The organism is Pseudomonas sp. Y39-6 (assembly GCF_023651955.1).
Lineage (GTDB): Bacteria > Pseudomonadota > Gammaproteobacteria > Pseudomonadales > Pseudomonadaceae > Aquipseudomonas > Aquipseudomonas veronii.
Genome location: NZ_CP069594.1, coordinates 949,420 through 974,402, shown reverse-complemented (window position 1 = coordinate 974,402; position 24,983 = coordinate 949,420). Strand labels below are relative to the sequence as shown.

Genomic DNA, 24,983 nt, shown 5'->3' with positions numbered 1-24,983 from the left:
GCCTCACTCGAAAAGGAGTTTCCCCATGATTGATACCGGCCTGGCAGGTTCAGAACACTACAGCTTCACCGATGACGGTGATGCATCGCGGCGCTTTGAGCTGAGCGGTGTGCAGTTACGCCCAGGTCACTACGAATTGATCGAAGGGCAATTGCACCTAATGCGCCAGGCTGCCGACGAAGGTGTGGCCGCGCGCTACGTGTACCAGCTGGAAGGCGTGCTGTTGACCCTGAGAATGATGGAAGAAATCAGCGCGGCCGACGCCGAGGTTCTGCGCCTGTATATCCATGGGCAACTCCCCGCAACCCTGGCCGCCATGGTCGGCGTGCCATGAGCGCGCGTGACCGTAACGTGGCCCTGTACCGGCTCGATGACAGCCTGAATGCCTGGTCCACAAAATGGGTGCTGGACGGTAACGCGGTGTATTGCGCCGGGTGCAGTGCCGGACAACCGGCGCGCAGCGCGGACGAACCGTTTCGCCACGTCGCCGGCTGCCCGCAGGCGAGCGACTTCACGCAATACCCTTGGCGCGAGCTGGCCGAGCTGCTGCGCGAACTGCACCCGGTGAAGCTGTGAGCGGTATATTTTCGCTGAGCGGGATCAGCCTGCCGGATCTGATCCGAACGAAGTTGGCCAACCACCTGGCGCGCCTGGAGCGTGTCGAGGATCTGCACGCCCTGGAGCTGACCCAGGAACGCGCGGAAGGCTTTGTGGAAGGCGTGGAGGCGGCGCGTGCACTGACCCCGGCCACCATCGAGACGCTGTTTATTGCGGTCGACGTGGCCGCCACTGAGCGCCGCCAGAAACTGGCGCCATGATCGGCGAGGCCATCCAGTCGGACACGCTGAAAGCCCTGGTGAGCCAGCACGCCATCCGGGAGGCGGTGGTGGGCCGGGTTACCGGGAATGATGCTAAGTAGACGCTATCGATTCGCCTGGGCGGGCCAACGGCGCGCCTAATGCCGATACGCTCCCGGCGTAAACCGTTGCGTACCTGGGCGAGCCCGACAGCGGTAGGGCGGTTTGCCGACGCGGTAGGCCTGCGCGGCTTCACCTTGGAGGCTGTGACTACACGCCTTGGGCGCGGGCGGCTTTGTCCAGGGCTCCGGCCAGGATCTGCGCGGCCGTGCTGAGCGCACTGTAGCGGCGGGTCAGCTCCAGTTCCGGCGTGCTCGACGCGGTGCGCTGGTACTCGGCATGCATCTGGCGGAAGTCCTGCAGGGTTTGCACTTCGAAGGGGGAAAGGTCCAGGGTGATCTGCATCCGGCTACCTCGACGGCGTTACGCATAACGGGGAAAGGTCCAGACGAAAAAAAACCGCCTTGAGTAGGCGGTTTTTTCGTTGCAGGCGCTGGTGAGGCCAGTGCTTGCTTTACCTCAGTGGATACATTCGCGTGAGATTCATATTACGCACGCTTGTGCATTTGCGCAATTGCAGAAATACAGACAAACCGCGTTATTCGTCGCCTGATGCGCCTCCAGTGCGTTTGTCGCGTTTCGGCACAGGGAGCCACAGCCCATGGGAATTAACGTTTTATAAAATTTCTCAGGGCCGTTATTCGCGGTGCGCCAGGTTGCCAGATAAATGCTGGCTTTTGGGCCTTTCGCGCTCGCAAAATTACGCTACTATGCCCTCAGACGAGACCTCTACAGGTGAGGTATTCGCTAGGTGTGGCCGGTGCAGAAACGGTTTTCTATGCCTTTCAAGACGGGGTGAGAGCCGTACCGGTGTTGCTGAGGGGTTCACACTCGGCCGCCTTGGTGGATACATTCGCGTGTACTCCCGAAGACAGTGGTAAGCCGGATAAGCTGTTGGAGGTTTGGCCCAACCTACGGAGGGCCAAAAGTATGTTTAAGTTTATTAAGCGTGCTTGGGGTCTCGTTCGGAACGGATTGGGGGCTTATCGCCTCTATGAACTTCTGCGGGACCATTGGGACGAACTGCTGTAAGGGTTTGAACTGAGGGAAAAACCGTTCTGGCTTCGGCCAGGGCGGTTTTTTTTGCCCCTGGAAAAGCAAGGGCTGAAAAATCGACGGCCCTTGTAGCCGACGTCTGATGTCAGAATCTGCTCCCCCCTACACACTCTCAGATCAAATACTTTTGATGCGAGATATTGCAATTACCGCGATCAAAGCAGCGGCAAAACGTTGCAACGCGACCGTAGTGGATCCGACCCCATACCTGTGCCCTAATGGAAATTGCATGGGATCCAAGGATGGCATTCCACTGTATTTCGATGACAACCATCTCGTCGATGCTGGTAACGAGCAGTTGAGAGGATTGTTCAGCGGGGTCATAAAATAGGTTTGACTCATCAGGTTTTTCTCTCAATTTACCTGTTGGTACATCTTGCATGCAGGCCAGGAGGAAAACTCTAAAAACCGTAGGAGCTGTAAAACCTATTTCCTGCTGCACCTGATGGACCGGTTTGAGAAGGTGTCCTCGCTTTTGCGCGAGGACCCCCATGAAACTACCAAGCCCTACTCGAACCACTGTAATACTCAGCTTCTGTCTAGTAGTTCTGGCTGGAATGCTGGGCTATCAGCACTATCAGCTCTCTCAGCTCAGCAACGGCCTGGCTGCGACCGCCGATAAGGACTCACTCGATGCACTGCTCGCACGGCTGGGCAAAGTCGACGAGCGGCTGGACACGGTAGACCGTAAGCACCTGGTGACCAACGAGGACTTCCGCTCCGGTCAGCAGGCATTGTCGAACCGCATCGACGCAGCGCAGGCCTACGCTAAGCAAGCGACCGAAACAGCCAAGGAACTCTCGCTAAATGCCGCGTCTACTGGGGAACTGGTAGTACTCAAAGCCAGCGTCGAAACACTCGATAGCCGTGTTCACGAACTAAGCCAATCCCAGATCAAGCAACCTGCAGCAGCTCCCTCCAAGCCCAAAACAATAGCCCGCAAACCACATCCCACTCAGAAGCCCAGTACCAGCGTCGTTACGCCGAAAACGCCACCCTTCACAGTGATAGGCATCGAGTACCGGGGCGGTGAACGCTTTTTGTCCGTAGCCCCGCCTGGCAGCACACAGTTAAACCAGATCTACCTAATCCGACCTGGTGACGCCGTGGCGGGCACCGCCTGGCGCCTCAACACTCTGGAAGGTAGATCCGCACGCTTTGACGTGGCAGGGACACCGCAAACCGTAACCGTGGCTCAATAGGACCTATTTATGTATTCCCCAACTTACATCTCAAAAAAGCTGAGATCCCCGAGTATCTCGCGGTTCACTAGTGGCTTGGCTATCTTTGCTTTTGCCTTTGGCTGCCATGCTGCTCCTGATCGCGCTGCGTCAACTACAAACACTCAATTCAACGAACTCGGCATCCAGAATCCCTCTCAAGGTGCCAGCCAAACAGAACTCGCCCGCGAGTGGGGGTTAACCCCCCAAGAGTGGACCCGCTATAAAACAGTGATGGATGGCCCTCGCGGGATCTATTCGCCAGGCCTGGATCCGTTGACCGCACTTGGCATCGAAGCCAAATCGGCTGAAGAGCGTCGACGCTACGCAGAAATGCAGGTGCAGGCCGAACGACAGCGTATTGATAAAGAACTTGCTTACCAAAGAGCATATGACCAGGCCTTTGCACGCCTCTACCCTAATGAAAAAGTCATCCAAATTTCACCCGATCCGACATCCGCTACTGGCTCTGGCGCGATAACTGCCTTGAAGAGCAGCGGACGTTTAGCCGTTTTCGTTCAGGATAACTGCAGCGCGTGCATCGTTCGCGTGAGAGATCTACAGACCCAGAAACAAGCCTTTGACCTGTACTTCGTCGGAAGCCAAGGTGATGACGAGAAGATTCGCCGGTGGGCCATTCTGGCGGGTGTTGAACCAGCCAGCGTTCGAAACCGGCAGATCACACTGAATCACGACGCCGGCCGCTGGCTCGGCCTTGGACTCGGCGGCGATCTACCAGCTGTAGTGCGCGAGGTGAATGGGCAATGGCAACGTCAGTAGTTCGCGAAACGCTGGCTGGCTTTCTTCTAATTGCCGCGGCAATGGCTAACAGTGCCGAGGTCCCGCCACCGGCCTATCAGTTAATTGCGGTGCCTGCCGGCGTTCCATCCGAGGTGCTCTATTCGGTCGCACTGCAGGAGAGCGGTACGCGACTGCGTGGCCAGATCGTGCCCTGGCCCTGGACATTGAATGTCGCCGGCGCCGGTTACCGCTTTGCGACCCGTAGCGATGCATGCAGGGCACTGATGCTTGCGATTCAGACCGCTGGCCCCAATCGGGTCGACGTCGGCCTAGGGCAAACCAATATCGGTGCCAATGGTCACCGTTACAGCTCCCCCTGCGAAGGGCTGGATCCGTACAAAAACCTTTCGGTTACGGCTCAGATCCTGGCCGAGCAAAAAGCCAAAGGCGGAGATTGGATCACGGCCGCTGGCCGTTACCACCGCCCGGCCGGGGGCGAACCCGCTGCCCGCTACCGCCGCGCATTTGCCAAACATCTTAGCCGGGTCACCGGCATCAACCTGATGGCGAACAACCCATGAATGGACTGTTGAGTTTCGTGCTTTTGCTGTGCTTGGCCACCCCAATTGTGGTGAACGCAAGCTCGTTGATTGTGGTTGAAGACCGGGGCGGTGTATCCGCCCTGCCCTACTACCAAGACTTAGCACCTGAACCTACCGCGCAATCCACACCAATCGAAACTATGGGGGTACGTGGCCATGGGTCTTTTCCCGTGCGCTCAGACCAGCTTGTCCCCGGCCAAGAGCAGGGCCGGGTAATAAACGCGCCAGGCTTACAACCTCTTTTCCTGGTGGGTGACGATGAAATGTCCAGAGCCTGGCTGACTCAACGCCGTGAGCAACTGCAGCAGTTGCAGGCGGTAGGTCTGGTAGTGAACGTGGCCAGTGCCGAGCGATTTGCCGAGGTGCAACGATGGGCAGGCGACCTGCAGATGGTCCCAGCACCGTCAAATGACCTGGCGCAGCGCCTTGGAATCAAACACTACCCACTGCTCATTACTGCAACAGCCATTCAGCAGTAGGAGACAGGGATGCCACCGCCTCAGTCACTCACCGTGGTGATCAGACAACCGGAAGATCCGCGAACTTGCCAGCTGATTTTGGAGCAAGTGACCTACGTGGTTTGGCTTTATGGCGGCCGTGTGACGTCCACAGAAAAGGGTGACGCCATCGCTATGCGCGAGAAGCTAGCCGACCGAATACCGGCACATGAGCTAGCACTGGTGAAACAGGAGCTGGACGAGCAGTTCCCCTTAATACTCAATAAGCTTTAAAGGCACGCAACCATGGCCAGCCCCTTCACTATCGAGTCATTGCTTCGTCCTGCCGTCGAGCTTTACACGGTCTGGGTTTGTGCTGCAGCAGCGCTGCTTTGTATTTTCGCGCCCTGGGCGTTTGCACTGACGCCTTTATTTGGAGTGGTTGCCGCTGCTGGCTTTTTAGGTCTTGGGGTTGTTCGCCTGAAACAGGCACTGATGGTATTGCGCTACCGACGCAATGTCCGGCGTCTCCCCCACTACACCATGACCAGCAAAGAAATTCCGGTGAGCAAGGAGCGGCTGTTTATAGGCAAAGGCTTTCGCTGGACTCAGAAACATACCCAGCGCTTGATGGACACTTACCTCCCCAAATATGCCGAGTACGTCGAGCCTACCTTGATCTACAACTGGGCACGGCGGGTTGAGGAACGATTGGAATTCGCTCCCTTCCCACTCAAGCTGCTGGCCAAAGCCACCTCTTGGGATGTCGCGCTTAATCCAGCACGTCCGCTGCCACCCGTAGGTGGCCTACCGCGCTTACATGGTATTGAGCCAAACGAAGCTGACGTCAGCTTGCCATTGGGTGAGCGGGTTGGGCACTCCCTGGTACTGGGGACTACACGGGTGGGCAAGACCCGTCTGGCAGAACTGTTTATCACCCAAGACATCAGACGCACCCGCAGACAGCCCCGGCGGCGCGTTCAGATGGGTCGACGTGTTCAGCCTGTTCATCGGAGCCAGCGCCGCGTAGATAAAATTGATGAGATGAACCTTGATCGCGAGGTGGTGATTGTCTTCGACCCCAAAGGCGATGCCGACCTCCTGAAACGCATGTATATCGAGTGCAAGCGTGCCGGCCGACTGGATGAGTTTTACATATTCCATTTGGGCTGGCCCGACCACTCCGCTCGTTACAACGCCGTTGGCCGATTTGGTCGGATCTCTGAGGTGGCGACCCGGATTGCCGGTCAACTATCAGGAGAAGGCAACTCGGCCGCGTTCCGCGAGTTCGCCTGGCGTTTCGTCAACATCATCGCACGCGCCTTGGTCGCCCTCGGACGCAGGCCAGACTATGAGCAGATACTCAAGCATGTGACCAACATCGATGCGCTCTTCATCGAGTACGCACAGAAGTACTTTGCCGAGCATGATCCCAAGGCCTGGCAAACCATCGTCGAAGTCGAAGGCAAGATCGATCGTAAAAACCTCAGTTTTGCTATGAAGGATCGACCGCTGCGCGTGGTGGCCCTGGACATGTACCTCACTCAGCAACGCATCTCCGATCCTGTGATGGAGGGCCTGCGATCAGCAGTACGTTATGACAAAACCTATTTCGACAAGATTGTGGCCAGCCTGCTACCACTGCTGGAAAAACTGACCACGGGGCGCATTGCAGAGCTGCTGTCTCCAGACTACATGGACCTTGAGGATCCACGACCAATCTTTGACTGGATGCAGGTCATCCGCAAGCGGGCGGTGGTCTATGTCGGTCTGGATGCCTTGTCCGATACAGAGGTGGCTGCGGCGGTGGGCAACTCCATGTTCAGCGATCTGGTGTCAGTCGCAGGCCACATCTACAAATTCGGCATCGATGACGGTTTACCCGGGGCAAGCGGTGGCAAGGTGGCGATTAACGTGCACGCCGACGAGTTCAACGAACTGATGGGCGATGAGTTCATTCCGATGATCAACAAAGGCGGCGGCGCCGGCATGCAGGTTACGGCCTACACCCAGACCATGAGCGACATCGAGGCCAAAATTGGTAACCGCGCAAAAGCTGGCCAAGTCATCGGTAACTTCAACAACCTATTCATGTTGCGTGTTCGTGAAACCGCCACCGCCGAGCTGTTGACCAACCAGTTGCCCAAGGTCCAGGTGTTCACCAGTACGCCGGCCAGCAGTGCCAATGATGCGATCAATGGCAAGACCGCTTTCACGTCCAATACCCACGACCAGATCCAAAGCGTCAGCGTGCCGATGATCGAACCGGCGCACGTCGTTGCGCTGCCCAAGGGGCAATGCTTTGCCCTGATCGAGGGCGGCAACCTGTGGAAGATTCGTATGCCGTTGCCGGCGAGCGATCCCGATGAAGTCATGCCCAAGGATCTTCAGGCATTGGTTGAAGGTATGCGCAAAGGATCCGGAACGAGCAGCGATTGGTGGCAAGCGCCGGGATATGAAGCATTAGGCGAATCGCTTCCAGATGATCTGGTCAATGATTTCCGCAAGTTGGCCACCGACGAGAAAGTCGCATAAGCCTGAAGGAACAAGGCCATGGCCGATATCGCGGAAAAAGCCCAGCAACAGCAGGAAGGTCAAAAAACCTTCCTGGGCATGCTGTTCTCGGCTCCCTTTCACTTCCTAGGGGTGATGTTCGGCTCCCTGCTGGGCGCCGTCATCGTTGAATGGATATGCATGTACGTGTTCTGGCCTGATGCTGGCTGGAAACATGCCCAGCAGATGTTCCAGCATGAACTGAGCTGGCTATCCCAAGACTTGCTACAAAGCGTTGTGATCAAAGAACCGGGACGCACAGCCACCTGGCTGGCAGAAACCGTGTATGACTGGCTGATGGTGAAAACCGGCCTGCAGGACAACATCAATGCACTGACCCAGTACGCCCGATCCATATCACAACAACAAGCAGGCACCTTCAATCTCCGCTACGAGCTCGGCCGAGTCATGATCAAGTTCCAGGACTACGGCTTGGCTGCGCTGTATACCGTGCTGACCTTCTGTGTGCGGATGGTCATCCTGACACTGACACTCCCACTGTTTGCACTGGCCGCGTTCACCGGACTCGTCGACGGCCTGGTGAGGCGTGATCTGCGTAAATTCGGCTCCGGCCGGGAGTCCAGCTACCTGTATCACAAAGCCCGAGGGACGATCATTCCCCTGACCATCGTGCCCTGGACGGTCTACCTGGCCATTCCCATCAGCGTCAGCCCTCTTTTGATTCTATTGCCATGCGCAGTGTTATTGGGCGTGTCCGTCTGCATCACTGTCTCCAGCTTCAAAAAATACCTTTAGGTGCGACACGAATGCTTATTTTTCTTTATATATCAACAAAATAGGAGATATTCGAAGAAGATAAGCTAAAAGCTTTGACTGTCATTGTCAAACGTCCGATAGCAATTTTATCGGCGGAGTTGACCTGCTGTACGACCAGCAGTAGCCCAAGAAGACAGGCATTTCTGGTAACGGACTTGTTTGAAGCTCTTCTGGAATGTAGCCCACCGTAAGGTGTCCTTCATCACCGCGAGATGGTGGTGGCGATCCTCGAAGCAGAGTCGGGGTGAGGCGCTAGGCTGGCTGGTATGGATAACGGAAGTGAACTGTGGATAAACGTCGTTAATTTTGAGGTGCCAAAACTGCTGATAGGCATTGACCAAACGGTAAGTGGCCGGTTTTCCCCGTTTAGAGTGGGGGGACGTCGTCAAGAAGGCCACCGGCGGACAAACAGATCCTAACCCAGTCGTGTGACAGTCAAGGAACGTGGTAAGCCCGTATCGCTGCCCTCGGGGCAAGCAAGCCGCAAGGTGCGCTGTTGGTGATGCGGGTATGGGATGGTGGAGAAAGCGAAAGCCTAGCTGTAATGGCTGGGATACGGGTTGGAACATCATCCGGCGCGAAAGCGAGCAGACTTCCACCTGGTCTTTCATCGCATGCAGGCTGAGATAACCCTAATCCTCGGAGAGGAAAGCAGCATGGTAGAGCATCGAGAAAAACCGATGTCTGCGCTTTCCCACCGCCCTCAAGGTTGGCACCAGATTGACTGGTGTCGTACCCAGCGGACGGTGCGGGCGATGCAGATTCGAATTGCGAAGGCTTGTAAAAACGGTAACTGGCGGAAAGTGCGAGCTCTCCAACGGATGCTGACACGCTCGTTCTCAGCCAGATTTCTGGCGGTACGGCGCGTGACGGAAAATCGAGGAAACAAAACGGCCGGAGTGGATGGTAAGCGCTGGACCACACCTGAGTCGAAGTGGAAGGCCGCACATGATCTAGAGCGACGGGGATACCGTGCTTCGCCACTTCGGCGGGTCTATATCCCCAAAACGAATGGTAAGCAACGCCCCCTGGGTATTCCAACCATGCGGGATCGTGCCATGCAAGCGCTCTACCTCTTAGCATTGTCTCCAGTATCGGAAACTGTTGGTGACCCCAACAGTTATGGTTTCCGGCCAGAGCGCTCAACAGCGGATGCCATGGGACAGCTTTATTGCTGCCTCTGTCGGAAGCGGTCGTCGCGCTGGGTACTTGAGGCTGACATCAGAGGCTGTTTCGATCATATCAACCACGAATGGCTGTTGCGCCATGTACCAATGGATAGGGACGTCCTGAGCAAGTGGTTGCGTGCGGGGATCGTGCACAAAGGGACGCTGCAAGGAACCTCGGAAGGGACTCCCCAAGGAGGGGTCATCTCCCCTACGCTGGCCAACCTAACCTTGGATGGACTAGAGACGCAGCTCAAGAAACATTTGGGCATCACGCGAGCTACTCGACTCAAGGTCAACGTGGTTCGATACGCGGATGACTTCGTCATCACCGCTGCCTCTCCAGAGGTGCTGGAAGATGAAGTCAAGCCTTGGGTGGAGCAGTTCTTGGCCGTTCGCGGCCTAACGCTTGCCCAAGAAAAGACCCGAATCGTATCGATTGACAGAGGATTCGATTTCCTGGGATGGAGCTTCCGCAAATATGGCGAAAAGCTCCTGATCAAACCGAGCCAGAAGAATGTTAGTGCGTTCTACAGCAAGGTGCAGGACATAATCCAACGTCACCACGGGGGTAGCCAGGATCATCTGATCCACCAGCTCAGGCCAGTATTGAGGGGATGGGCGCAATACCACCAACCTGTCGTTGCCAAGGCAACATTCCATAACCTGGACGCGAAAATTTGGTATTTGCTGTGGCGCTGGGCAAGACGCAGACATCCGAAGAAAGGCGCTTATTGGGTTCGGAAACGCTATTTCCATACTCTGGGTGCCCGACAGTGGGAGTTTGCGTATGCTCAACGCAACACGGCTTCGGCTCAACTGGAATACGTAAGACTTGAGCCGTTGTCCGCCACAGCAATCCAGCGACATGCGAAGATCAAGGGCGAATACAACCCGTTTGATCCAGCATGGGAGCAGGAAGGCGAAATGCTTCGAACACGACGGATGATGCGCTCGTTGCATTACCGACGTGAAGTGGCCCGCCTATACCAGCAACAGCGAGGTCAGTGTGCCCACTGTCGACACCCCATCACACTCCAGACAGGATGGCAGGATCACCATCTCCACCCTCTCACTCGAGGCGGCAGGAACTTGACGAACAATCGAGTACTTCTGCATCCGGAGTGCCACAACCAAGTCCATAAACTCGGAGTTTCCGTCAGCAAGCCGGCCCGCGATGCGGATCTAGAAAAGGCTTGAGCCGTATGCGGTGAAAGTCGCACGTACGGTTCTTAGGGGGCCCTGGATCAGCAATGATCTGGGGCTACCCGACGAGCCCTCCATGCAATGGACTCAAGAACAGCAGCCCATTATCCATTCAACAGCTGACAAGCTGCTGGTCCAGGCCTTTGCCGGCACAGGCAAAACCACAACACTGGTTGGCTACGCCACCCATCACACCTCGGTGAAAATGCTGTACCTCTGCTACAACAAATCCGTCGAGCTCGCGGCCAAGGGCCGCTTCCCTCGCAATGTGGTTTGCAAGACAGCACATGGTCTTGCCTACGCGGTCTACGGCAGTCAGTACGCCGCTAAACAAACCAACAATTTGCGACTCACTGATATTGCCAGGGCCATCAATACCCAGGATTGGGAGCTGGTACGAGACGTCCTCAGTACGCTGAACAACTTCATGGCCAGCGCCGACGACGAGCTGGGCCGGGGGCATTTCCCCAGGTTCCAGGAACAACGAATGCTCACCAGCGCACAGGAACGGTTCTTGAACAATGCTCTGAGCATGGCAAGGATCGTCTGGAAACGGATGATCGATCTGCAAGACACCGGCATTTCGATTACACACGACGGTTACCTGAAGCTGTATCAACTGAGTAAGCCTGACCTGAGCGAACGATTTAACGCCATCCTTCTGGATGATGGACAAGACGTGAACCCGGTTATTGCCGACTTGGTAAAAACACAACGGATCCGCAAGGTGACAGTCGGCGATCCCCATCAGCAGATCTATCGCTTCCGCGGAGCCGAGGATGCGCTCAACAGCGATTGGATGGCCGGTGCCGAACGTCATTACTTGACCCAGAGCTTTCGTTTCGGCCCTGCGGTCGCTCACGTGGCCAACATCATCCTCTTCTACAAGGGGGAGACACGAAAGCTGCAGGGGTTAGGTCCCAACACCCTGGTTAAACGGGCTCTGCCTGAAGATCTACCGCATCGCACGTTTATACATCGCACCGTTACTGGCGTTATCGAGAATGCCCTATTCTTGGTCGCGATCAAACCCAAGATCTTCTGGGTAGGAGGAATCGACAGCTACTCGCTGCGCGACCTGGAAGACCTGTACATGTTCAGCCGCAACCGCAATAAAGAGGTCCAGAACCGCAAGCTATTGCGGGATTACCGAGACTTTTCACAGTACGTGGAAATTGCCGAGGTGAGCCAAGACACGGAGATGCTGCGCTCAATCAAAATCATTGCAGCCTATCCGGACTTGCCTGAGCGGATCCAGACACTACGCGCTCGATCAGTCGACAATGAGTTGGATGCCACGATCACGCTAACGACAGGGCATAAGGCCAAGGGGCTGGAATGGGACTTTGTCAGCCTGTATGACGACTTCAGCGCTGATCCGCTGTCGCCTGATATTGACCGTGGACGTCGAGATGACGAGTTGAATTTGTTTTATGTGGCTGTGACGCGAGGAATGAAAATTTTGGCGTTGAACTCAATGGTCATTTCTATCATGCAGCGCTATGTCGATGCTCGGACGTCTCCAACCCAACCTCAGAAATCGCCTGCTTAGCAACAAACTATTTCAGATTGCTGGCACGCGCAGAGAACTGAAACCCTAGTGGCTCCGCACACTGAGGACGTCGCCATGATCCGTCAGAAATTTGAATACCATACCGAGTTCGCACCGCTGGACTACATCATCCGAACAAAAAAACTCCTGATTTTCAAATCCGAAGAACCTACGACTGAGCCAGATATTCAGGGGTTTCTACAGAGTTCCGGGAATTCACAACGCCTTACTCAACTTGGCCAAGAGGGCTGGGAGCTGGTCAGCGTTCAACCAGTAGTGAGGGGCGAGGTCAAAATCGGCAATCAAAATGCCCAGGGCTGGGCCTACGGCATCGCCTTGCCCACGGGCTATCTGCTTTTCTTCAAACGCCACATCTCCAGTGATTGATGGTGTCAGTACCACCTGAAGAAATCCTTCAAGCTCTGAATATGGTTTTCTTGCGGCGCGCGCGTTGATGAAAACGGCAAGCTGATGGCATCAGGAATTACCAGAGCCCAGCCGTGACTCAGTACCCGCGCCGCACTGCACTCACTCGCCGACTTGCTTTGCCAGCCCTCATCGGACTTTTAGGATGCGGCCTGCCCGCTTCTCAGTCAGCAGCCGCTTCCGCCTCCGAACAGGCCAACCTGGACGTGATGATCCGTCAGTTAAATGCTCTGGAGGACACGGCGCGCCGGAGCGCCCAAGTAGCCGACGAACCAGGCAAGCGTTACTTCTTCGATTATCAGCGGTTGGCAGGTGATATCGCTCGAATTCGCCACGGCCTTGAGAGTTACCTGACCCCAAGCCGAGCCCAGCCTCGGGATACTGTTGAGCTTTCGGGCCAATACACAAAGGAAGGACGCAAGCCATGAGCATGAGCGGCGCTCAGGCGTCTGCCTTTCAGGCGGCTGCGGGGTTCCCTGCTTCGTCTAGCAACCTGTTCTTCATTGGCTTTGCGGTGGCCATCATATTTTTGTGGGGCGCATGGGCTCTCTGGAGCTGCTACCGAGGATGGGCCACCGGAAACCTTGACCGCACGATCGCATCGACCTCGGTTGTTCGCATCCTGCTGCTTTGCATGATCTTGACCACGTTTGTTCTCAGTTGACTTTATCGGAGATTCATCATGACCTCGCGCCTACAGCCACGCCGCTTGCTGATCGGCATTCTTACGCTTCCTCAGTTGGCCATGGCGGCACTGCCCCAGTCTCAACCTCCCACTCGTGGTGAAGGCTCTAACTTGATGCAGACAATGCAGAACTATGCCTTCGACGGATTTTCTCTGCTCGGCCTCATCATCTGCGCCGTCATTTTCAGCGGGGTGGCCTGGCACGCCTTTGGCACCTACCACGAGATCCAGCACGGCAAAAAGAAATGGATGGACCTCGGTGCAACGGCCGCTGTGGGCGTCGCCATCCTAGGTGTCGCCATATTTCTGGTCACCAAGGCAACCAATATTCTTTAACGAGCCTAGGCCATGACAGAACTCTCTGACGATGGAACCCTGATATTCCTTCCAGTGCGGCTGAACAATCAGCCCGTGATCATGGGCGGTCTTACCGCTGACGAAATGTGGGCAACGCTGGGCATCAGTATCGCAGCAGGGCTTGTCCTCGGCATCCCAGCGGCGATTCTGACCCAGATATGGGCGCTGATCATCGCCGCCGCCATGCTTTGCGCGGTTCTCGGGCTCACGCTTGCAAGCCGATTTTTGCGCCGCTGGAAACGCGGTCGACCAGACACCTGGCTGTACCGCCAGATGCAGTTGAGCATCGCTCGATATTTTCCGACCTGGAACAAAGTCCATCTGATCACGCGCACTGGTGCATGGACTTGCCGTAGAACGGAGGTTAAATGACCTATCGGAAGAAAGTTGATGCACAACTGGCCCATATAAACAGCCTGCGCCTTGTGATCGGCCTGCTGATTATCCTGGGTCTCTACATGGCTTATGGCTGGCAGAGCGCGCCGCGCGACTTGACCATCCACGTGCCGCCAGACCTTCGCTCGGGCAGTACCCGTCAGTGGTGGGACATCCCACCAGAGTCTGTGTATGCCTTTGGGCTGTATATCTTCCAACAGATGAACCGCTGGCCCGTTGACGGTGAAACCGACTATCAGGACAACATCACTCGCCTAGGGGGTTACCTGACGCCCAGCTGCAAAGCCTATTTACAGAAGGATTTTGAGCTACGGCGCAACAGTGGCGAGTTGCGCAAACGTGAACGGGGTGTTTTTGAGATCCCCGGAAGAGGCATTGACGATAAGTCCGAGCAACATATCGAGCAGAACAGCATCAACGACTGGACCGTCAACCTAGATATTACTGCCGATGAGCATTACGGCGGCGAGCGCGTGAAAAGAGCATTGGCCCGCTACCCTCTGCACATCATCCGCTCGGATATCGACCCCGAAAAAAACCCCTTCGGCCTCGCTTGGGACTGCTACAGCGGCAACCCTCAACGTATTGAGGTCACCGTAGACACTATCAAATCTGGGGGCAAATGATGGCTCGTCGACTGCTATTTTTCGGTCTACTGGCTCTCAGCTTCAGCGGGCTGACCAACGCGGTTGAAATACTTCGGTGGGACCGAATTCCGTTGGCGCTTCCCTTGATCGTCGGCCAGGAACGCATTGTCTTTGTTGACCAGAATGTTCGAGTCGGTGTGCCTCGTAACCTGGTCGACAAACTGCGCGTACAGAGCACGGGCGGCGCGCTCTATTTGTTGGCCAAAGAGCCGATCGAACCAAGCCGCTTGCAGCTGCAGAACATGAGCTCCGGCGAGATTATGCTGGTGGATATCATCGCAACCCCAGGGAAACCAAATCAGGTTGCATTCGAGCCGGCAAAGATCGTTGCCGGCGAGAATCCTTCAATACGATACGGGCAAGTGAACTCCAAACCTACGAGCAGCCACGCTTTGGCTCCCACGGTACAAGCCACCACACAGGACGTAGAGGAAGACCCACCAGCGCCGCGACGTGAAACGCCATTGCCAGTGGTCCTCACACGCTATGCCGCCCAGATGTTATATGCCCCCCTGCGCACAGTTGAGCCTGTAGTAGGCATTGCCCAGGTGAATCTCAAGCGAGATGCTGACCTAACCACGCTCCTGCCGACGTTAACGGTCGAAGCGTCCGAACTGGGATCGTGGCGACTGGACGACTACTGGGTGACGGCGGTGAAGCTCCGCAACACGAGCACCCAGCACCTTAGCTTGGACCCTCGGGACTTAATGGGCGATTTTGTAAGCGCTACCTTCCAGCATCCGTACCTGGGCGCCAAGGGGGATGCCAGCGACACCACAACGGTCTACCTGGTAACCCGTGGCCATGGTCTAGCCGAGTCGTTGTTGCCGGCAGCCGTGAGCCAGATCGATCCAAAGGGAGGTCGCCATGAAGAATAATCCCCTGATTAAATTCTTGGTGATCCCGTTCTCGATCCTGGCAATCTTTGTTGTGGTCAAGATGGTAAGTGGAGGCAATGGCAAGCAACAGGCTCAAGAACCTGGAGTTCTTGAACTCAGTGCGGGTGAAGCAAAAAAACTGGGGGTTGATGGTGATACACCCAGCGACACATTGCGGACCATTGTTGCGGAAAGCCGCCAGCTCAAAGACCAAGTCTCCAATGCACTGAAGACAAATGACGAGCTCAAGCAACAGAACATTGAGCTGCAAAAACGCCTGCAGTCCATCGATCTTAACGTCGACAGCAAATTGCAAAATGTTCAGCAAACGCTGAAGCAAGAGTCGCAACAGCAGAGCCAAACAATCCTGGATACGCTGCAGCAGCAATACAATACCCTGAGCAGCAAATCGGGCAGTGGCAATCAGTCTGGATCGGATCTGCCGATCGGATTCGGCGTTCAGCCAGGGGACGGTCAAAGCTTCAAAGGCGCACCTGGGGCGGACGTAGTTTGGATAGAGCCACAGGACGCGACGCCAGTCGACATCAACGGCAAACCCATCGCTGCTGGCTCAAATCAAACAGCCAGTGGGTTCAACTTTCCGACGTCCTTTGGCGAGTCCGTGGACCGAGGTCAAAATGCGCTGCGCACGGGAGCCCAAACCGTCGCCAACGAAATCTCGCCGCAGGAGGCCCGCAAACAGGTGCACAAGGTCTACACCCTGCCGCAGAACTCGACATTAATGGGCTCCGTAGCCATGTCCGCGCTGATTGGCAGGGTGCCCATCGACGGCACGGTCAATGACCCCTATCCCTTCAAGGTACTAATCGGCCCAGACAATCTCACGGCTAACGGTATTGACCTGCCCGATGTTGCAGGCGCGGTGGCCAGCGGAACGGCCTCCGGAGATTGGACCCTGTCCTGCGTTCGCGGGCAGATCAAAAGCCTGACCTTTGTCTTCAACGACGGCACTGTTCGCACGCTGCCACAACCGCAAGAAGAAACAAATGGCAGTCAAACCAACAACCAGAACAATGGCAACCAAACCGCCATCCAGGGAGGTCTGGGCTGGATCAGCGATGCTTATGGCATTCCCTGCATCAGTGGTGATCGGAAAAGCAACGCATCGCAATACATCGGTTCTCAGGTGCTTATTACCGCTGCCGGCGCCGGCGCCGCGTCCCTAATTAAGTCGAATGGTAACAGCAGCTCATTCGTGAATACCCAGACCGGCACCGTGGGCACCGTTGGGATGTCTGGAAGTGAGGCCATGGGCAAAATCATTGGCCAGGGTGTCAACGATGTCTCCAGTTGGGTAAACAAACTTTACGGCCAAGCCTTCGCTGCGGTGTACGTGCAACCCGGTGCCAAAGTCGCCGTACACCTGGACCAACAGCTGACCATCGACTACGAACTCAATGGCCGCAAGGTCGACTATCGCTCAGGAGCCCGTCATGCCTCGACTGCGCTTGATTAATCATGCCTTGATAATTGGGACCTACCTGGTGATCGCACTTCTTGGGGCTGGCTGCTCCACCAACAAGGACGAACTGCTCCCCCATGGGGACAGCACGATGATGGACGTTTGGGATCAAGGATCCAGTGGTTCAAGCAGCAGCACGAGCAGCCGTCAGTTGCTCGATGCCCGTCAGGACCTACGCAGACCTTTGCAACCCAATCAGGCGGAGGCACTGGACGACAATGCTAAATTCACGCGCACGGCTCAAAACGAGATCTACAGCCAGTTCAAACGCCTGCCCAATCCGGATCTGGTCATGTATGTGTTTCCCCACCTGGCGGGCTCTGATCCAGCACCGATCCCAGGCTACACCACCGTGTTTCCCCTTTATCAGCGCGTACAGTACGCCATGCCTGGCGAACGCACGGAGGCATATTGATGAGGCTCTTTGAACGACTCTTCAAAGCACGTAGTGCATCCGACCGTGTCGAGCCTGACCTCTTATCCATCGGGACCGAGTCTATCGAGGCAAAGCCATCAGCAACCGAGACTTTTGAGGCTGCGACGGAACGCTATTACGAACGTCTAGCCGCCATGGGTATTCCGTCACCGAGCGACTGGCGTAATCCCAAGAAAAAGCCAGCCACAACTGCTGACGTCGACCGCATGTATGAGGTGAACCCCTCATTCGTTGACCTCTTACCCTGGGTCGACTACCTACCTGGCGAAAAAGCCATGTTGCTGGAGGACGGAGTGTCGCGTGCTGCTTTCTTTGAACTGACCCCGATCGGCACAGAAGGTCGAGATCCGGAGTGGTTGCGTAAAGCCCGGGATGCTCTGGAAAACGCTCTGCAGGACTCGTTTGACGAGCTGGAAACCTCCCCTTGGGTAGTCCAGCTCTACGCCCAAGACGAAACCAGCTGGGACAATTACCTGCAGCAATTGCACGACTACATTCAGCCTCGCGCACGAGGTAGCGCCTTCACCGAGCTTTACTTGCAGTTAATGAAGCAGCACTTGGAAGCTATTTCCAAACCCGGCGGGCTTTTTGAAGACACCAAGGTTAGCCAACTCCCCTGGAGGGGCCAGCAACGTCGCGTACGCCTGGTGGTGTACCGCCGCACCCAGGGTGCGCAAGCAGACGTGCGCGGCCAAGCCCCTGGCCCTTACCTTAAAATCATTTGTGATCGCCTAGTGGGTGGCCTGGCGAACGCCGGCATTAAAACGCATCGCATGGATGGCCACGCCATTCGTCATTGGTTGATTCATTGGTTCAACCCACGCCCAGATCATCTCGGCCCAGCCGATGCTGATATTCGACGTTTCTATGACCTTGTATGCAAACAGGTCCCGGCCGCGGAGGAGGGCGATTTACCGCTGGCCAGCGGAACCGACTTCTCGCAGAACTTGTGTTACCGCGAACCGCAGTCAAACGTCGAGAAAGGCTTGTGGTACTTCGATGGCCTTCCGCACCGTGTGGTGATGCTCGATCGTCTGCGCGACGCTCCAATGACGGGTCATCTGACTGGTGAAACACGCAAGGGCGGTGATGCTCTCAACGCGCTTTTCGACAAAATGCCAGAAGACACCATTCTCTGTATCACCCTCGTGATCACACCGCAGGACATTCTCGAAGGGCATCTGGAGCAGCTGTCGCGAAAGGCTGTTGGAGACACTCAGGCATCGATCCTTACCCGTGAGGACGTCGCCACAGCCCGCCAGCTACTCGGCCGCAAGCACAAGTTGTACCGAGGTAGCGTAGCGTTTTTCTTGCGTGGGAAAGACGATGCACAGCTACAGGAACGCAGTTTGCAACTCAGCAGTGCATTACTGGGTGCTGGCATGGAACCCGTGGAACCTCGGGATGAAGTTGCACCGCTCAACTCATACCTCAGATGGCTGCCTGGCAACTTCGATCCCAACGCACGCAAGGCACTGGAGTGGTACGCGCAACTGACGTTCGCTCAGCATATTGCAAATCTGGCACCCGTCTGGGGAAGGTCGACCGGAACCGGACATCCGGGTATCACACTATTTAACCGTGGGGGAGCGCCTATAACCTTCGATCCACTGAACAAGCTGGACCGTCAGATGAACGCGCATCTTTTCATTTTTGGTCCTACCGGTTCAGGTAAGTCAGCCAGCGCTACCAGCCTTCTCACCCAACTCATTGCAGTCTACCGGCCACGTCTGTTCATTGTTGAAGCCGGTAATAGCTTTGGCTTGCTAGGTGACTTCGCCAGCAAGCTGGGGTTGACGGTAAACCGTGTTCGATTGGCCCCTGGATCTGGCGTCAGCCTGGCCCCGTTTGCTGATGCAGTAAAACTCATCGAGCCCAGCCATAACGTGAAGATCCTCAAGGCTGATGATCTTGAGGCCTCGGACGAGCACCTTGCTAGCCAGACCGAGGATGAACAACGCGACATCCTGGGCGAGATGGAAATTACGGCCAGGTTGATGATCACCGGTGGTGAAGAAAAAGAAGACGCCCGCCTTACACGGGCTGACCGTAGCGCCATCCGCCAGTGCATTCTCAACGCAGCGAAAAAATGTATGGTCGAACAACGAATCGTGCTTCCCGAAGATATCCGCGAAGCCTTGCGAGAAACGGGACTAGAGCCGGGTATCCCGGCAGCTCGAAGCGCACGCTTTCTGGAGATGGCGGAAGCCTTATCCATGTTCTGCATGGGCACCGAAGGCGATATGTTCAACCGGCCAGGTACGCCCTGGCCAGAGGCGGACATCACCATTGTTGACCTGGCCACCTACGCCCGAGAAGGGTACAGCGCACAGATGGCCATCTCCTACATTTCCCTGCTCAACACAGTGAATAACATCGCAGAACGCGACCAATTCAAAGGCCGCCCTCTGGTCTTCTTCACCGATGAAGGCCACATCCAGTTGAAGGTGCCGCTGCTATCCCCCTACTCCGTCAAGATCACCAAAATGTGGCGAAAACTCGGGGCCTGGTTCTGGATGGCTACCCAAAACGTCGACGACGTGCCGCCGGAGGCATCGGCTTTGCTCAACATGATCGAATGGTGGATGTGCTTGAACATGCCCCCGGACGAGGTGGAGAAAATCGCACGTTTTCGTGAACTGACCCCGGCGCAAAAGTCGATGATGCTGTCAGCGCGTAAAGAAAGCGGCAAATTCACCGAAGGCGTGGTGCTGTCCAAAAGCATGGAGATGTTGTTCCGGGCGGTGCCCCCCAGTTTATACCTGGCCCTAGCCATGACAGAGCCAGAGGAGAAAAAACAACGCTTCGACATCATGCAAGCCAAAGGCTGCAACGAACTCGATGCCGCCATTGAAGTCGCTGCAACATTAGACCGTCATCGCGGTATCGAACCGCACATCATCACTTTCCCCGAGCAAGTTACGGCCTTGGAGCGCCAAGCATGAGAGCATTGAATTCCCTGACCCAGAACCTGATTGAAAGTTTGACCCAGTTGCTTGAACAGCCAGGGGAAGAGGCTCTGCAGACCCTAGAGGTTTGTGCTCCCGTACTGATCGAGGAGCTGCAGCAGGTCTTGGTACGTGCGGTGGATCGTCGAGACATCGAGTCACAGCTTCAAACGGTATTAGCCGACTGGCTTCGACAGCACCCACAACCCGAGAGCGCTGAAAGCGCGCTTCTTGGAGCCTTGCGTAAGCAAGCGCTTCTATCTTCGAAGTCTGTGGCTGAACCTCAAACCTGATGCGCTATAGAAAACGATGAGCAACTCCAGTTTTTTCTCGACTGTTGAGGATCAATTCAAGGGTTGAGCAATTTTTTCAACAGGAGCAGAAAATGCATTCGTCCTCAATAAAAAAACACCCTCGATTCCCCTTCATCGATATAGGGCGAACAGTCGATTTCGCCAAGAAAGCGGCCGAATACCAACACCCCGACTTTATTTGCAGTGACGACTGGTCGTTTCAAATCGAGAACTTATCAGGCCTTGGGACGTACAGAAGCGAATCAGAGGCAATCTCTGCTTCAGAAAAAATTCTATTCACTTATTATGGTCAGCTTGTAGATAACTACCTCAAGGTAGCTATCGAGAGTAAGAACATTGAATTAGTCATGTCTTTAGCTGAGCGACGTGGGTACTGGCTAGGGAAAGACCAACGACAAAAGGAGATAGCGGGCATAATTAACAACGCCTTATCAATATTGAAGCCTTTGACATGATCTGACCGTGGTCATGACGCGGACTCTTTCGCCTTTTTGAAGTAGCTATTTGTTAGATATTTGTGCCAATGCCCTAGCGTTTCGTCTTCGCCGAGGGCTTTAACTGCTACTCCATTCAAGTAAGGCTGGCCAGCGATAAGGTAGTGGGAAACACGGAGTGTTAACTCTGCGCCGTTCCTACGAAAATTATTCAATTTACCGCCTCGGCTGCCCTCTCCGATGACGTAAAAAACTACGAGTGTGTTGGTCCGAGATAACTCGTAAAGGCGTTTAAAAGTCTCCTCATCGGGCTCGTGAGTACGAATTACTTCGATAATAATATTGGGACAACTAGCTCTTGGAAAAAAACGACTGGCGTCTCTACCACCGAGATCTGGCTGAATGTAAGTGTCATTCTCGAACGCAATCCTCGCGTTAGCCTCCATGAACCACCGGTAATCGCTTCCAGGAAGCGTAGAAAAAATGACCTGTTCTTCACGTGCACCGTCTGAAAAGAGATAGGTTGAAATCGAGACCCTTGCCACGTCGGCATCAGATAATTGTTCGTGAAGTGCACGAACGCATTCGTTATGAGTCGGATTATTTTCAGTCCGCCCGATTCGCTTACCAAAAGAAGCTTTACCCATGCGGCGAAAATGCGGTGCGCCAGCTTTTCTCACAGGCACGACCAGTTCGTCCTGTGCATTCAGCAATGGTTCTTCCTTCATGCGAGGGTAAATTGCATCGTCAAAAATATTCTCTACAGAATATTCACGCCCCGAAATACAACCTCTTGCTGCCATGTGTGAGCCCATGCACGTGACTAAAACGGCAATATAAACTGTTCCGCCCCTAAAACACCTACATCTGGCGGTTTCTGAATAATATCGTTGTCCTCGATCGTCACCTCCCATACTGATCAAGCTTTTGAGCGCAGCCAAAAACGATTCAGTACTGGCGCCTGCTCGATAAGTCGTAGCCCAAAATCTCCGAGGACTGTCGTCGGTTTAAAAACAAATACTTAGGGAAGGTCTGAAGTAAGCAGCCGTTTTTAACGGCCTCGCTGTCTGAGGTTCAAAAAACACCGACTTAATCGAAAATCAGACCTTTCCTCCTGTCAGTTCACTGTTTTTTGCGGAATAGCACCTTTTCAGGGCTCATTGTCCACATCACAGGCGCACCTCGCCTGCATTCAACAGTCGTTTTCGCATCATCCACAGGTTCGATAAGGCAAACAGTGTGGTCTGCTGCGCGGTGTTTTTCACCAAGCCTCGGAAGCGGACTTTCGTATAACCAAACTGGCGCTTGATCACCCTGAATGGATGCTCAACCTTGGCCCGGACTTGAGCTTTCGCGTATTCGATTTTGCGGCGCATGCGACCGATCAGGCTCTTTTTTGCATGCTTCTTATAGCTGCTGGGGCGCGCTGCGATCGACCAGATCATCTGGCGATGTTGATGCTCCGCACGCTTCTCCACGCCGGTGTAACCGGCATCGCCAGAGACGTAAGTTTCCTCGCCATGCAGCAACTGATCGACCTGAGTCACGTCCGCCACATTCGCCGCCGTGCCCACCACGCTATGTACCAGACCGGATTCAACATCGACACCGATGTGCGATTTCATCCCGAAATAGTACTGATTTCCTTTCTTTGTCTGGTGCATTTCGGGGTCGCGTTTACCGTCCTTGTTCTTGGTCGAACTGGGCGCATGAATGATCGTCGCATCGACCACAGTTCCCTGACGCAGCAGCAAACCTCGGTCGCCCAAATAGCCGTTGATGACCTGCAAAATCCCACCGGCCAGCTCATGTTTTTCCAACAGCCGGCGGAAGTTGAGGATCGTGGTTTCATCCGGAATCCGATCCAAATGCAGCCCGGCAAACTGGCGCAGAATCGTGGTTTCGTAGAGGGACTCTTCCATCGCCGGATCGCTGTAGCCGAACCAGTTTTGCATCAGATGAACCCGCAGCATGGCCATCAACGGATACGCCGGACGACCGCCTTCACCCTTCGGATAATGCGGCTCGATCAACGCAATCAGGCCTTTCCAGGGCACGACCTGATCCATCTCAATCAGGAAACGCTCACGGCGGGTCTGCTTACGTTTGCCTGCGTACTCGGCATCAGCGAAAGACATTTGCTTCATCGGGGCTCAACCGTTCAGTTCGTGGGACAGCCGTATCTCACCAGATTTGGAAGTCTTTTTCAGAGTTTCCTTAGCTACCCAGTAATGATTTCCTGATGACGTCGTGCCCTCAATCGCTTCTTCTGTACCTCCGTTCTCTATCAGGTACTGCCTCATGGCCCTCTCTGCACTTAAAAACTACCGCCCCCAGCTCGCACCAGGGCTGGAGTTGATGCTAATCATTGACAGTCAATATCCGAAGCCGACAGGCCAAGGTGAGCACGTCATCCGCCTGGAGGCCCCCCTACAAACCTTAGAGGTTTGTGAACCCGTTCTGTCATCGGAGTTAGCAGAGGCTCGGGTATGACACCTCCTCGCAAACGACGGGTAATTCTTGGGTGTCTTTTGGCTGGCGTATCGCTGGCCTGTTTTGCACTCCTGCGAAACGAGATGAAAACAACTAATCACACAGGTCCTTGGGTATACGGCTCACCCGATGCTCGTTGGACTGTGACAGAGTTTGCGGACCTGGAATGCCCCTACTGCAAGACGTATACGCCGATACTAAAGGCATGGGTACAGCAACAAAAGGATGTAAACCTGCAGTGGCACCACCTGCCATTGGATTTTCACGGTGCGGCCGCTGTACATGAAGCAAGGCTCGCCGAATGCGCGGGAAAGCTAGGTGGTGCAATCGCTTTCTGGCAAACCATCGACCAGACCTTTGAACGCACCCGCAGCAACGGTCAGGGTTTCACTGGTCATCTGGATGTCGATGGAGTTGATTACCAAGACCTGGTGGCCTGTGCGGTAAATGACAAACAGAGCGCCATGAACATTACCCAACAAGCAAAAGAAGCGAGCAGAACTGGGATTACCGCAACGCCCACTGTGATAATCAAAGACAACATGACGGGTAGAACAATAAAACTTGAAGGTCCCGCTGATGGTGTGACTTTGCTGTCGGCCATTGATTGGCTAGCTCAAAAAAAACAACAACAGCCCCTGAAAAAGTCGACTGTTCAATGAATCAGCCGCCCAGGTTCACCCACGCCTCGCCATTGTGCAGGGCTAGGTCAGTAGGAGCACACCGGGTTGGCCGGAGTGTAATGAAGGAACGAACCATGCTGAAAGCTCGCATTACTTTGGCCGCGTCCGCGCTGGCCCTATTGTCGCTCACAGGCTGTGCCTCGAAGACACAATCAGTGAGTGCCAGCGAGACGATCGGCAGAGAACGGTCGATTCTGTTGAAAACAGTCTGCCATGGTTGGCGCATCAGAAAAGTACGCGTCCGAGATTGAAATCTTTACTTTTGGCAGAGGCTTCCGGGCTCGGATTTTACGTAGCAGCGTGCAAAAAAGGCGTTTTCACCAGTCGATGATCAAGCAGTTTGGGCAGACCGACTTTTTCAACAGAATCGGCCAAAACCGGTCATTGCGTGGGTGCTGTACGGGATTCGGTGTGCGTCTGAAGTGATGCGGGTTCGAATCTCTTTTTCACCGCCAAACTAAAAAAAACAAGCCCATGATTTTCCTAGGGAAATTCAGGGGTTTGTGGTTTTTGGCGTCCGAAAAATAGTCCCATGGGACTGGTGCCTTATGTTGGTGCAAAAGAACATTTCCTTTG

29 protein-coding genes are annotated in these 24,983 nt (G+C 55.0%); 26 read left to right on the top strand and 3 right to left on the bottom strand.

Annotation, left to right across the window (positions count from 1 at the left end; translation table 11 throughout):
• Window positions 1–25: 25 nt before the first annotated feature.
• From JN756_RS04355 to JN756_RS04345, 3 genes are read left to right on the top strand one after another with little or no spacing between them, the layout of a single operon-like run.
• A complete protein-coding gene (locus JN756_RS04355) occupies window positions 26–334 on the top strand; it encodes a hypothetical protein (protein WP_201021851.1) in 309 nt (102 codons plus the stop codon).
• Window positions 331–576, top strand: coding sequence for a hypothetical protein (locus tag JN756_RS04350; RefSeq protein ID WP_201021850.1), 246 nt, complete (start codon window positions 331–333; stop codon window positions 574–576). Before JN756_RS04355 ends, JN756_RS04350 begins: the two co-directional genes overlap by 4 nt.
• A complete protein-coding gene (locus tag JN756_RS04345; RefSeq protein ID WP_201021849.1) occupies window positions 573–818 on the top strand; it encodes a hypothetical protein in 246 nt (81 codons plus the stop codon). Before JN756_RS04350 ends, JN756_RS04345 begins: the two co-directional genes overlap by 4 nt.
• 249 nt (window positions 819–1,067) lie before the next feature.
• Here the strand turns inward: JN756_RS04345 and JN756_RS04340 are convergent, their stop codons facing one another.
• Window positions 1,068–1,262, bottom strand: coding sequence for a hypothetical protein (locus JN756_RS04340; protein ID WP_201021848.1), 195 nt, complete (start codon window positions 1,260–1,262; stop codon window positions 1,068–1,070).
• Window positions 1,263–2,055: 793 nt separating this feature from the next.
• Here JN756_RS04340 and JN756_RS04335 point away from each other — a divergent pair.
• The 22 genes from JN756_RS04335 (at window position 2,056) to JN756_RS04230 (ending at window position 21,252) form a co-directional block, all read left to right on the top strand.
• Entirely contained in the window at window positions 2,056–2,304 is a 249-nt protein-coding gene (locus tag JN756_RS04335) for an SGNH hydrolase domain-containing protein (RefSeq protein WP_328804535.1), read from the top strand.
• 160 nt (window positions 2,305–2,464) lie between these two features.
• Complete coding sequence (locus JN756_RS04330; protein WP_201021847.1) at window positions 2,465–3,175, top strand: methyl-accepting chemotaxis protein; 711 nt, start codon at window positions 2,465–2,467, stop codon at window positions 3,173–3,175.
• Window positions 3,176–3,184: 9 nt separating this feature from the next.
• Entirely contained in the window at window positions 3,185–3,973 is a 789-nt protein-coding gene (locus JN756_RS04325; protein ID WP_201021846.1) for a TIGR03759 family integrating conjugative element protein, read from the top strand.
• Complete coding sequence (locus JN756_RS04320) at window positions 3,958–4,515, top strand: lytic transglycosylase domain-containing protein (RefSeq protein ID WP_201021844.1); 558 nt, start codon at window positions 3,958–3,960, stop codon at window positions 4,513–4,515. Before JN756_RS04325 ends, JN756_RS04320 begins: the two co-directional genes overlap by 16 nt.
• A complete protein-coding gene (locus tag JN756_RS04315) occupies window positions 4,512–5,015 on the top strand; it encodes an integrating conjugative element protein (RefSeq protein WP_201021843.1) in 504 nt (167 codons plus the stop codon). Before JN756_RS04320 ends, JN756_RS04315 begins: the two co-directional genes overlap by 4 nt.
• Before the next feature lie 9 nt (window positions 5,016–5,024).
• A complete protein-coding gene (locus tag JN756_RS04310; protein ID WP_201021842.1) occupies window positions 5,025–5,267 on the top strand; it encodes a hypothetical protein in 243 nt (80 codons plus the stop codon).
• 12 nt (window positions 5,268–5,279) lie between these two features.
• Window positions 5,280–7,508, top strand: coding sequence for a type IV conjugative transfer system coupling protein TraD (traD, locus tag JN756_RS04305; protein ID WP_201021840.1), 2,229 nt, complete (start codon window positions 5,280–5,282; stop codon window positions 7,506–7,508).
• Window positions 7,509–7,526: 18 nt separating this feature from the next.
• A complete protein-coding gene (locus JN756_RS04300; protein WP_201021839.1) occupies window positions 7,527–8,282 on the top strand; it encodes a TIGR03747 family integrating conjugative element membrane protein in 756 nt (251 codons plus the stop codon).
• A 677-nt stretch (window positions 8,283–8,959) separates the two neighbouring features.
• Complete coding sequence (gene ltrA / locus JN756_RS04295; RefSeq protein ID WP_201021837.1) at window positions 8,960–10,669, top strand: group II intron reverse transcriptase/maturase; 1,710 nt, start codon at window positions 8,960–8,962, stop codon at window positions 10,667–10,669.
• An 82-nt stretch (window positions 10,670–10,751) separates the two neighbouring features.
• Window positions 10,752–12,227: a UvrD-helicase domain-containing protein gene (locus tag JN756_RS04290; protein ID WP_201021836.1), complete on the top strand. Its 1,476-nt coding sequence runs from the start codon at window positions 10,752–10,754 to the stop codon at window positions 12,225–12,227.
• 75 nt (window positions 12,228–12,302) lie between these two features.
• Window positions 12,303–12,614 (top strand): hypothetical protein, encoded by a 312-nt coding sequence (locus JN756_RS04285; protein WP_201021834.1) that lies wholly within the window; start codon window positions 12,303–12,305, stop codon window positions 12,612–12,614.
• A 158-nt stretch (window positions 12,615–12,772) separates the two neighbouring features.
• On the top strand, window positions 12,773–13,081 hold the full coding sequence (locus JN756_RS04280) for an integrative conjugative element protein, RAQPRD family (protein WP_236255132.1): 309 nt from the start codon (window positions 12,773–12,775) through the stop codon (window positions 13,079–13,081).
• Window positions 13,078–13,317, top strand: coding sequence for a TIGR03758 family integrating conjugative element protein (locus JN756_RS04275; RefSeq protein WP_201021832.1), 240 nt, complete (start codon window positions 13,078–13,080; stop codon window positions 13,315–13,317). Before JN756_RS04280 ends, JN756_RS04275 begins: the two co-directional genes overlap by 4 nt.
• A gap of 18 nt (window positions 13,318–13,335) precedes the next feature.
• Complete coding sequence (locus JN756_RS04270) at window positions 13,336–13,674, top strand: TIGR03745 family integrating conjugative element membrane protein (protein ID WP_201021831.1); 339 nt, start codon at window positions 13,336–13,338, stop codon at window positions 13,672–13,674.
• Between the two features lie 12 nt (window positions 13,675–13,686).
• Entirely contained in the window at window positions 13,687–14,067 is a 381-nt protein-coding gene (locus JN756_RS04265) for a TIGR03750 family conjugal transfer protein (protein WP_201021830.1), read from the top strand.
• The gene (locus JN756_RS04260) at window positions 14,064–14,717 is read left to right on the top strand and encodes a PFL_4703 family integrating conjugative element protein (RefSeq protein ID WP_201021829.1); all 654 of its coding nucleotides are present in this window, start codon (window positions 14,064–14,066) and stop codon (window positions 14,715–14,717) included. Before JN756_RS04265 ends, JN756_RS04260 begins: the two co-directional genes overlap by 4 nt.
• Window positions 14,717–15,616 (top strand): TIGR03749 family integrating conjugative element protein, encoded by a 900-nt coding sequence (locus JN756_RS04255; RefSeq protein ID WP_201021828.1) that lies wholly within the window; start codon window positions 14,717–14,719, stop codon window positions 15,614–15,616. The genes JN756_RS04260 and JN756_RS04255 overlap by 1 nt, the downstream gene beginning before the upstream one ends.
• Window positions 15,606–17,093 (top strand): TIGR03752 family integrating conjugative element protein, encoded by a 1,488-nt coding sequence (locus JN756_RS04250; RefSeq protein WP_201021827.1) that lies wholly within the window; start codon window positions 15,606–15,608, stop codon window positions 17,091–17,093. Before JN756_RS04255 ends, JN756_RS04250 begins: the two co-directional genes overlap by 11 nt.
• On the top strand, window positions 17,071–17,514 hold the full coding sequence (locus JN756_RS04245) for a TIGR03751 family conjugal transfer lipoprotein (RefSeq protein ID WP_201021826.1): 444 nt from the start codon (window positions 17,071–17,073) through the stop codon (window positions 17,512–17,514). Before JN756_RS04250 ends, JN756_RS04245 begins: the two co-directional genes overlap by 23 nt.
• A gap of 155 nt (window positions 17,515–17,669) precedes the next feature.
• Window positions 17,670–20,480 carry a conjugative transfer ATPase gene (locus JN756_RS04240; RefSeq protein ID WP_442966387.1) on the top strand — a complete coding sequence of 937 codons (2,811 nt, stop codon included), beginning with the start codon at window positions 17,670–17,672 and terminating at the stop codon, window positions 20,478–20,480.
• The gene (locus tag JN756_RS04235) at window positions 20,477–20,776 is read left to right on the top strand and encodes a hypothetical protein (protein WP_201021824.1); all 300 of its coding nucleotides are present in this window, start codon (window positions 20,477–20,479) and stop codon (window positions 20,774–20,776) included. The genes JN756_RS04240 and JN756_RS04235 overlap by 4 nt, the downstream gene beginning before the upstream one ends.
• A gap of 92 nt (window positions 20,777–20,868) precedes the next feature.
• Window positions 20,869–21,252 carry a hypothetical protein gene (locus JN756_RS04230; RefSeq protein WP_201021823.1) on the top strand — a complete coding sequence of 128 codons (384 nt, stop codon included), beginning with the start codon at window positions 20,869–20,871 and terminating at the stop codon, window positions 21,250–21,252.
• A gap of 11 nt (window positions 21,253–21,263) precedes the next feature.
• On the opposite strand, the gene JN756_RS04225 is transcribed toward JN756_RS04230, so the two are convergent.
• A complete protein-coding gene (locus JN756_RS04225; protein ID WP_201021822.1) occupies window positions 21,264–22,034 on the bottom strand; it encodes a hypothetical protein in 771 nt (256 codons plus the stop codon).
• A gap of 366 nt (window positions 22,035–22,400) precedes the next feature.
• Window positions 22,401–23,378, bottom strand: coding sequence for an IS5 family transposase (locus JN756_RS04220; RefSeq protein ID WP_033902000.1), 978 nt, complete (start codon window positions 23,376–23,378; stop codon window positions 22,401–22,403).
• Between the two features lie 342 nt (window positions 23,379–23,720).
• Between JN756_RS04220 and JN756_RS04215 the strand changes: the two genes are divergently transcribed.
• Window positions 23,721–24,386 carry a DsbA family protein gene (locus JN756_RS04215; RefSeq protein WP_201021821.1) on the top strand — a complete coding sequence of 222 codons (666 nt, stop codon included), beginning with the start codon at window positions 23,721–23,723 and terminating at the stop codon, window positions 24,384–24,386.
• The last annotated feature ends 597 nt before the right edge of the window (window positions 24,387–24,983 follow it).